At 69.1% G+C, this 7,967-nt stretch carries 9 protein-coding genes and 1 pseudogene; 7 read left to right on the forward strand and 3 right to left on the reverse strand.

Going from position 1 to position 7,967, the window contains the following annotated elements:
• From ACZ38L_RS37465 to ACZ38L_RS37495, 7 genes and pseudogenes are all read left to right on the forward strand, one after another.
• Positions 1 to 254, forward strand: a pseudogene (locus ACZ38L_RS37465) (hypothetical protein); the annotation flags it as partial.
• Positions 255 to 405: 151 nt separating this feature from the next.
• Positions 406 to 1,305 carry an NAD(+) diphosphatase gene (gene nudC, locus ACZ38L_RS37470; protein ID WP_465702220.1) on the forward strand — a complete coding sequence of 300 codons (900 nt, stop codon included), beginning with the start codon at positions 406 to 408 and terminating at the stop codon, positions 1,303 to 1,305.
• Positions 1,306 to 1,898: 593 nt separating this feature from the next.
• Entirely contained in the window at positions 1,899 to 2,096 is a 198-nt protein-coding gene (locus ACZ38L_RS37475; RefSeq protein ID WP_465702222.1) for a hypothetical protein, read from the forward strand.
• Between the two features lie 44 nt (positions 2,097 to 2,140).
• Positions 2,141 to 2,848, forward strand: a complete 708-nt coding sequence (locus tag ACZ38L_RS37480; RefSeq protein ID WP_465702224.1) for a hypothetical protein — start codon at positions 2,141 to 2,143, stop codon at positions 2,846 to 2,848.
• A gap of 27 nt (positions 2,849 to 2,875) precedes the next feature.
• Positions 2,876 to 4,009 (forward strand): Mu transposase domain-containing protein, encoded by a 1,134-nt coding sequence (locus ACZ38L_RS37485; RefSeq protein ID WP_465702226.1) that lies wholly within the window; start codon positions 2,876 to 2,878, stop codon positions 4,007 to 4,009.
• Between the two features lie 107 nt (positions 4,010 to 4,116).
• Positions 4,117 to 4,839 carry an IS21-like element helper ATPase IstB gene (gene istB / locus ACZ38L_RS37490; protein WP_465702236.1) on the forward strand — a complete coding sequence of 241 codons (723 nt, stop codon included), beginning with the start codon at positions 4,117 to 4,119 and terminating at the stop codon, positions 4,837 to 4,839.
• A complete protein-coding gene (locus tag ACZ38L_RS37495; protein WP_465702228.1) occupies positions 4,836 to 5,015 on the forward strand; it encodes a hypothetical protein in 180 nt (59 codons plus the stop codon). Before istB ends, ACZ38L_RS37495 begins: the two co-directional genes overlap by 4 nt.
• A 58-nt stretch (positions 5,016 to 5,073) precedes the next feature.
• Here the strand turns inward: ACZ38L_RS37495 and ACZ38L_RS37500 are convergent, their stop codons facing one another.
• The 3 genes from ACZ38L_RS37500 to ACZ38L_RS37510 all read right to left on the reverse strand — a co-directional run bounded on the left by ACZ38L_RS37500 (position 5,074) and on the right by ACZ38L_RS37510 (position 7,518).
• On the reverse strand, positions 5,074 to 5,730 hold the full coding sequence (locus ACZ38L_RS37500; RefSeq protein ID WP_465702230.1) for a class I SAM-dependent methyltransferase: 657 nt from the start codon (positions 5,728 to 5,730) through the stop codon (positions 5,074 to 5,076).
• 874 nt (positions 5,731 to 6,604) lie between these two features.
• Complete coding sequence (locus ACZ38L_RS37505; protein ID WP_465702232.1) at positions 6,605 to 6,820, reverse strand: hypothetical protein; 216 nt, start codon at positions 6,818 to 6,820, stop codon at positions 6,605 to 6,607.
• Between the two features lie 14 nt (positions 6,821 to 6,834).
• On the reverse strand, positions 6,835 to 7,518 hold the full coding sequence (locus ACZ38L_RS37510) for a hypothetical protein (RefSeq protein ID WP_465702234.1): 684 nt from the start codon (positions 7,516 to 7,518) through the stop codon (positions 6,835 to 6,837).
• Positions 7,519 to 7,967 lie beyond the last annotated feature (449 nt).

Below are 7,967 nucleotides of genomic sequence, written 5' to 3' on the forward strand. Positions count from 1 at the left end.
TCAGGGAGCGTGAGTCCCTCGCGGGTGTGCGCCCCAGGAGCGAACCCGCGCACACCTCACCCGTGATCGGCTACACCAGTCGGCGGGACGCCATCATGAGCTTCGCCGAGTGGCTCTACCGGCACCTCATTGGCGAGGAAGTCATCCATCCCAATGGAACGTATTTCTACCCCGGTCCGGTCAATCTCGAACACCTGCCCGTGAGTCCGGACGATCGCCCCGTTCCCTGGCACGGACCTGACCGCGGGATGTGACGGTGGTTATCTAGTGTTGTCAAGCCATCGAGCCAGTTCATCCCAGATCTGATCCGGTAAGGCATGTTAGGCAAGTTCTAGCTGCGGAGGGTGTCGGCGGACGTATCCGCTAGTGTCGAGGACAGGCAGACACTGTGATCCAGGAGGAGCGGTGTACTACAGCGGGTTGGGGCTCGACCGTGTCGTTGATCGGCGGGGAGACTCGGACTGGATCGAGGCACTGCTGACCAGGGCCAGTACCCAGGTCATTCCCCTGTGGCAGGACCAGTGCCTGGTGCGAAACGAAACGCCGTTGCGGCTGCCCTTGGCCCAGGCGAGGGACATCCTCGTCGCGGCCGGCGACCGGGTGCTGCTCGGCCTCGAAGGCGAGAGGGCGGTGTTCGCGGCTGATGTGTCCGGGCTCGAACGGGTGAGCGCCGTCGAGCTGGCCGGCGCGGACAGGATGCTGGACGTGCGGGCGATGGTTCCCACCATCACGCCGGACGAAGCGGGTCTGCTGGCGTACGCGCGGGGAATTCTGCACTGGAACCGCAATCAGCGGTTTTGTGGCGCCTGTGGGGGCCCGGCCCGGTCCTGCAATGGTGGCCACCTGCGGACCTGCCAGAACTGTGGGAAGCTGCTGTTCCCGCGGATCGAACCGGCCGTGATCGTGCTAGTCGAGCTTCCGGGCACGCCCCGGCGCTGCCTGCTCGGCCGCCATGCGGCATCCGGCCCGAACCGCTTCAGCACCCTAGCCGGGTTCGTCGAGATCGGCGAGAGCTTCGAGGACACGGTGCGCCGCGAGGTGCGGGAGGAAGCCGGCGTCACCGTGGGTGCGGTGACCTACCAGGGTTCCCAGGGGTGGCCGTTCCCGGCCGGGGTGATGATCGGGTTTCGCGCCGAGGCCCTTTCCGACGCGATCGATGTGGACAACGTGGAAGTGGTGGAGGCACGCTGGTTCACGGCCGCGGAACTGCGCGCGCGGCTGGCGGACGCTGCTCTCGGCGGCCCGTACCGGGTCGATTCGATTGGCAAGGCGCTCATCGACCAGTGGCTGGCCGACACAGACTGAACCGATGCGGTGCGAAGACAGATTTTACGCTGCCTCGCTCATCTTCTGCTTCAACTCGGCCACCGCCTGCGTCCGTTATCTGGGGTTGAGTAGCCAAAAGCGCAGCTCAGAGGCCATGGGGCGCTGTAAGGCATGAGGGCAGCCCGCTCGCAGGTTTGGACATCTGTCTGACGAAGAGTCTCGATCGAAACTCTTTGCCGCCCTGGTCAGAGGGCCTGCGCACCCGCCGACTGAGCTGCGGAGTGAAAACCGCAGCGACGGGGACCAGCGTACAACCGCATGCCTTACAACCCTTACGGCTTACAGCAACCCACGATAACCTCGGGGCCGAGGCATTCGGAGAGTTCCAATACCCGACTCCACCATTAGCGGTCTATCCCGAGGAGGTCATCCGCCACTACCGGCAGTTCGTCGACCAGCGCCGGACCCACCGTCCCAGCGAGGAGTACCGCGAGCCCAGCGACACCGAGTGGCAGGACTTCCGTGACCACTTCAGCCTCCGCAAGGTCGCCCTCGGCACCTGCGACCGGCCCTATGGGACACCTTGCCAGCATGAAAACGCCTGTGTCAGGTGCCCTATGCTCCGCCTCGACTTGGCCCAGGAACCTCGGCTGCTGGCGATCGAGATCAACACGCGCCAGCGCCTCGGGGAGGCCCAGCGGATGCAGTGGCTCGGCGAAGTCGCCGGCCTGCAGGAGAGCCTGCGGCACATCGCGGTCAAGAAGCAGCAGGCCGAATGCCTACGGGCACAAGCAGGGCAGGGAGAGAACGGAGCCAGCTCCCTCAGCTGAACAATCACATTGACCAGGGCGGGCGGGACAGAGATCGTATGCCCATGACGGACAGCACCTGGCTCGACCGCGATCACCAGCTCATCCCCGGCAAGGAGTTCTTTCGCAGCGAGCGCAGGTTCCACCTCTTGGCCTACACGGCGAGCCACGGCCAGCTCCTGATGCGTAGCCTCGGCCAACCCAACGAACCCGGCGAGCCCGAGACAACGATTGACCTGCTCTTCAAGCCCGCCGCCGTGGTGAAGATCCGTGACGACTACCGCGGCCTGGCGATCAGATGCGCGACCGAGGCCGAGAGCGAGCAGGTCAAGGCCGACCACGCCAGCATGGCCCTTCGCCGGGACGATCGCGTCTTCGTTCTGGAAAGCCAGGGCGAGTCTGACTATGTGGTCGCCATGGCCGTCGGCTGGACCGAAGGGGTGCTCGGCCGAACGCGCCAAAGCTTCTTCAACAACTTCTACCCCGACAGGCCGATCTGGCCCAGCCAGCCGCTCTCCGGGATCGACGCTGGCCTCAACATCGCCTCAGCCCAGGAACTCATTGACGCACTGTTGGCTGAAGAGAACCCTACGATCCGACGTGAGCGTCACCGCCGCGTCTACGTCGTCATGACACGGGTGATCCGCCCCGACGGACCCGACGTCACCGGAGCGGGCGTCTTTCTGACCAGAGCCGACGCCGAGGACGCCCAAGCCGTGATCACCGCGAAGTCAGTCGACTGCTGGATCGAGGAGCTCCCGATCGCGCTCTGACCAGGATCCGCACAGGCACCCTCGAAAGTGCAGAGAAGTGTGTTCTCCTCGCAGAGCCAGGAGGCGTTCATGCAGGGGCACCTGGACGCCTTCCGGATCCTGGGCGGGGTTCCGACCCGTCACATCCGCTACGACAACCTGAAGCCGGCGGTCCAGACGGTGTGCTTCGGCCGCTCACGGGTGGAGTCCCAGCGATGGGTGGCCTTCCGCTCCTGGGCCGGTTTCGACGCGTTCTACTGCCTCCCGGGCAAGGACGGCGCCCACGAGAAGGGCGGGGTCGAGCATGAGGGCGGCAGGTTCCGGCGAAACCACCTGGTCCCGGTCCCAGAGGTCGACGATCTGGCCGAGCTGAACGAGCGGATCGAGCAAATCGAGGCCGCCGAGGACGCCCGGCACATCGACAACCGCCCAACCTCGGTCGGCTTCGACTTCCGTGAGGAACAGCCGCTGCTGCGGCCCCTGCCGCTGGACGAGTTCGACATCGGGCTGACCTCGCACCCGAAGGTCAGCAAGACCTCGCGGGTGACGATCCGCCAGAACCAGTACTCGGTTCCGGCACGGTTCATCGGCCGCCACGTGCGGGTGTCGCTGCGGGCGGACGAAGTGATCGTCTTCGACCGGCACAAGGTCGTGGCCCGCCACCCGCGGCTGGCCGGCCGCTGGGGCTACCGGGACCTGCTGGACCACTACCTGGAGATCCTGCGGGCCAAGCCGGGCGCGCTGGAGAACTCCACCGGTCTGGCCGCGGCCCGCGCGGACGGGTCCTTCACCGCGGTCCACGACGTGTTCTGGGCCGCCGCCCGCGAGGCGCACGGCTCGCAGGCTGGCACCCGGGCGCTGATCGAGGTCCTGCTGCTGCACCGCCGCCTTCCCGCCGAGGCCATCGTCGCGGGCATGACCGCTGTCCTGGACGCCGGCTCGACCGCCCCGGACCTGGTGGCGATCGAGGCCCGCAAGGCGCTCGCGGCGGCCGGCGGCCCGCCGCCGGTGGTCATCGCGTCGCCCGTCCCGGTCGAACCGGAGGACGGGGAGGACATCGTGGCGGCACGGGTGATCTCCCTGCCCGCCAAGCGTCCCGACCTGCCGCCGGACACCCGTCCGGCGCCGTCGCTGGCCGCCTACGGCCAGCTGCTTTCCCTCACCTCGAAAGGCTCAGCATGACGCAGAGCACCACCCAGGCCCCGTCGTCGCGAGGGTCCTGGGCTTCCTCCGGCCTGCCCGGACAGCGGCAGGCCGATCCCACGGTCGTCATCGACCAGGCCTGCCGGATGCTGGGGCTGACCACCGTCCGGGGCCGCTGGGAGGAGTTCGCCGATCAGGCTGTGCGCGAGCACGCCTCCTACGCCGACTTCCTGGCCGAGCTGCTGGAGAGCGAGTGCGAGGACCGCGACGAGCGGCGCAAGGCCCGCCGGGTCAAGGAGGCGGGCTTCCCCCGCGCCAAGCGGATCGAGGACTTCAAGTTCGAGAAGAACCCGAACGTCTCGCCGGCGGTCGTGAACACCCTCACCAAGATGGGCTGGGTCAACTCGGGCCAGCCTCTCTGCCTGATCGGGGACTCCGGGACCGGCAAGTCGCACTTGCTGATCGGGATCGGAACCGCGATCGCCGAGGCCGGCGGCCGGGTCCGCTACACGACCACGGCGAACCTGGTCAACGAACTCGCTGAGGCCGCCGACGACAAGCAACTCGGCCGCACGATCAAGAAGTACGGGCGCGTTGACCTTCTCTGCCTTGATGAGCTTGGCTACGTCAAGCTGGACCGCCATGGCGCGGAACTGCTGTTCCAGATTTTCACCGAGCGCGAGGAACGGCACGCGATCGCGATCGCCTCGAACAGGCCGTTCGTCGAGTGGGACGAGACCTTCACCGACAAGCGGCTCTGCCAGGCCATCGTCGATCGGCTCACTTTCGAGGCCCACATCATCGAGACCGGCACCGAGTCCTTCCGGCTGGCCAGCACCACCGCCAAGCGCAAGGCCGCCGCCGCATGACCGGCACAGGCCCCGGCGAACCGGCCCAGCTCGCCGACTTCCTCCGCGGCCTGGCCGACTTCTTCACCTCGGCCGACGAGCACGTCGACCAAGCGGTGAACGACCATTACGGCTTCGATACCGCGATCGACTGGATCATCTGTTCGCTGGAACATCAAGCCGACACCTTGACCTGACCGTCCGGCACACCGCCTCGCGGGTGGGCGCCATCATCCGGCGCCCACCCGGCACAGATCAGACCCGGGCGATCAGGGCATACCGTTCGTCGGTTACCGGACCGCCCCACAGGTCCGCGTCCCCACTGAGCGATTCAATCCGCACGTCGGCCACGAGAGGCCGCACGACGGCTGCCAGATCATCCGCGCCGACTCCGCCGCTCCACCGCAAGAGCTCCGCCCCGGCCACATACGGCACCCCGCTCTGCCCCGACTCGCGCCACCGGCCCTCGACCAGCACCAGCCGACCACCGGGCCGAAGCCGGTTCACCCATTCACACAGCGCGTTCTCAGGATCAGGCAGTGTCCACACGAGATGACGCGACATCACGACGTCGAAGGTCTGGTCGCCGGTCGGCGGCACCGCTGCATCACCCACCAGGAAACGGCCTGACAGGTCGGCGGCCGCCAGCTTCTCGCGAGCCTGCTCGATCATCCTCGGCGCCAGGTCCACACCGGTCACACGATGGCCGGTGTTCGCCAGCAGCAGGGACAGCGAACCGGTTCCGCACCCGACGTCGAGGACGTCAACCGGACCTGGCGGCACCCACGCCTCCAGCAGCCGGGCCCACGCGGCGCGCGTGTGCTCCGCCCTCAGCCCGTGATCGGGCTCGTCATCGAAAGACGACGCGGCAGCGTCCCAGTAGTCGGCGATGGCAGCGGAGTGATCACTCATGACCGGCATCCTCGCAGCCAGTACTGACAGCCCCGACAACACGATGCCCGCCCGAACGCATCCTGTCGGGGGCGCGATCCGGGCGGGCTCACCACACGCTACCGGCCGAACGACGCTCCTCACCCGCGCCACCACTCCAACGGGCGGTCAGTGGTGAAACCTCACCCGATCGAGGGGTGGGGCCAAACGAACCTGAAACTCCGCACCCCTTCCTCCCGCCCTCCCCTGTTCAGCGCAGAAGTGGGGCCAACGGAACCCGGAAGGGTGGGGCCGACGGAACCCGTTAAAAACAGGCCCTTCTTCGGGGCGGCCGGCAGTGCCGCGTGGCGGTGCTGGTCGGTCGAGGCGGCGGTTGACGCCCTGGGTATGGGTGGCTGTTCCTCGCGTCGGGTGAGTGGGCGGCGGCCGGTTGGCCGGGGCGGGATCGGTCCGGCCGGGGTGGGGGCGCCGGGGGTGGCGGCCAGCTCGGCGGCGGTGCGGCCGGGGCGCGACTGCCCGGTCGAGGCCGGCTGCTGCTCGGGGCCGGCTGCTGCTCGGGGCCGGGGCCGAGGGGGCGGCGGGTGGTCATCGGGGCGGGGCTCCTCGGAGTGCTGGAGGCGGTCCCGGTGGACCGGCAGACGCAGGCAGCCTACGCGTGACACGGCGTCAGGTCGTCATGCCGGCGCACCAGCCGGCTCGAAGCCCAAGACCTCTCCCACGGCTATCGCGTGGGTAGAGGTGTCGGCGCGACCTGGGGGCTTGCCCACGGGTTCTGACCTGCGAGAACGGGCATTCCGGCGGACAAGGGGCTGCACCTCTCGGTCCACCTCTCGGTGCACCCCTGCAGCCCCCGGTCCAGCCACCCCTGCAGCCGCCCCTCCAAGCACCCGCGCCGTTACGGCCCGGTAGCCTCGGGGCCGGCCGCCGGGCGGCCCCGGCCGCGGCGCACCGCCGCGGCGACGGTGCGGGCGGCGGACTCGGCATGCCTGTGCCACAGTGCCTCACCGGTATGGGCGTCGGTGGCGACCGTGGTCCCGGTGAAGGCCACCCAGCGGCCGAGGTCCCGTTCGTGGCGCTCGACCCACCCCACCGGCCGCCCCTGATAGGTCACCAGGTGCACGGAGGTCAGCCCCCGCCATCCCAGGAGTTCCCACTCGGGGCCGACGGATTCAGCGGGAAGCGGCTGGTCGGCTCACCCAGGCCGCGCTCAAGCGGCGGGACCAGCGGGAGCATCAGCAAGCCGCCGGCCCTCGACGGGCGCGACGCGCCGTCCTCACCAACCGATGCCCCGCGCGAGGCACCGGCCCCACCCCCTGTTTCCTGGCGCCGGGAAACAAGAGGGGATGATTCTGGGTCATGGGGGGATGATTCTGGGTCGTCCGGCGTCGCGGCGGCCGCCTGCTTCAGGCGCTCGCTCACCATCTCGTAGCGCAGCACGTGGGCGCGGCGCAGCACCTGGTGCCGCACTGCATCCAGGGCGCGCTCCAGTGCGTCCAGGGCGTCGTTGGCGCGGGGGTCCTCGCCGTCCTCGCCCGCGGCGCGGACCTGTTCGAGGCGCTGGAGGAACCGGAGGGCGAGGCGTTCAGCGCCCCGGGCGGCCTCGATCAGCGCCTGCGCGGACGGCAGGTCGACGTCCACCCTTTCCTGGCGCCGGGAAACAACCCTGTCGTCGGCGGGGACGTCGATGGTGGACGCGGCCAGGGCGTTGGCGATGGCCGCGTGCTGCCGCTCTTGCCGGCGCCGACGCGAGGCCTTCGACGCGCACGACTCCCCGCAGTACCGCGGGCGGCGACCCGTCGCCTTCACCACCAACGGCTTCCCGCACTCCCGGCACACCCGCCCCGCCGGTGTCTCACCGTCAACCGCGTTTCCCGGCGCCCGAAAACCCATGGCGGTGATCTTACGCCCCGCGCGTCCCGGCACCGCGGTGCCTTGTTTCCGGGCGACAGGAAACCCGACTCCGGCCGGCCCCAAGGGGCGCAGCGCCGCGCAGGCGGGCCGGCAGCAGCGTGCAGCGCTGCGACCGGCTGCGCAGCGGCTGGTGCGATGGCGTTGCGCATGCGCAGCGGCACCGGGTTGCGCATGCGCAGCCGCGCAACGGTCCGGCTTGCGCATGCGCAAGGACGCTGCGCTGGAGTCTGGCCCGAGCGTTCTGCAGCACGGTCAGACCCGAATCCGCAGGTAGTGGCCGACGGCTGGTCAGTTGATCTCTGTGCTGGCCGTTGGCGCCGTTGCGGTGTGTCTGGGTAGGCGGACGG

It is taken from the genome of Kitasatospora sp. NPDC024654 (genome assembly GCF_055559155.1).

Coding starts and splice junctions, on each gene's coding strand:
- ACZ38L_RS37480 (WP_465702224.1), top strand. CDS start 2,141: ATGACGGACAGCACCTGGCTCGACCGCGATCACCAGCTCATCCCCGGC.
- istB (WP_465702236.1), top strand. CDS start 4,117: ATGCTGGGGCTGACCACCGTCCGGGGCCGCTGGGAGGAGTTCGCCGAT.
- ACZ38L_RS37495 (WP_465702228.1), top strand. CDS start 4,836: ATGACCGGCACAGGCCCCGGCGAACCGGCCCAGCTCGCCGACTTCCTC.
- ACZ38L_RS37500 (WP_465702230.1), bottom strand. CDS start 5,730: ATGAGTGATCACTCCGCTGCCATCGCCGACTACTGGGACGCTGCCGCG.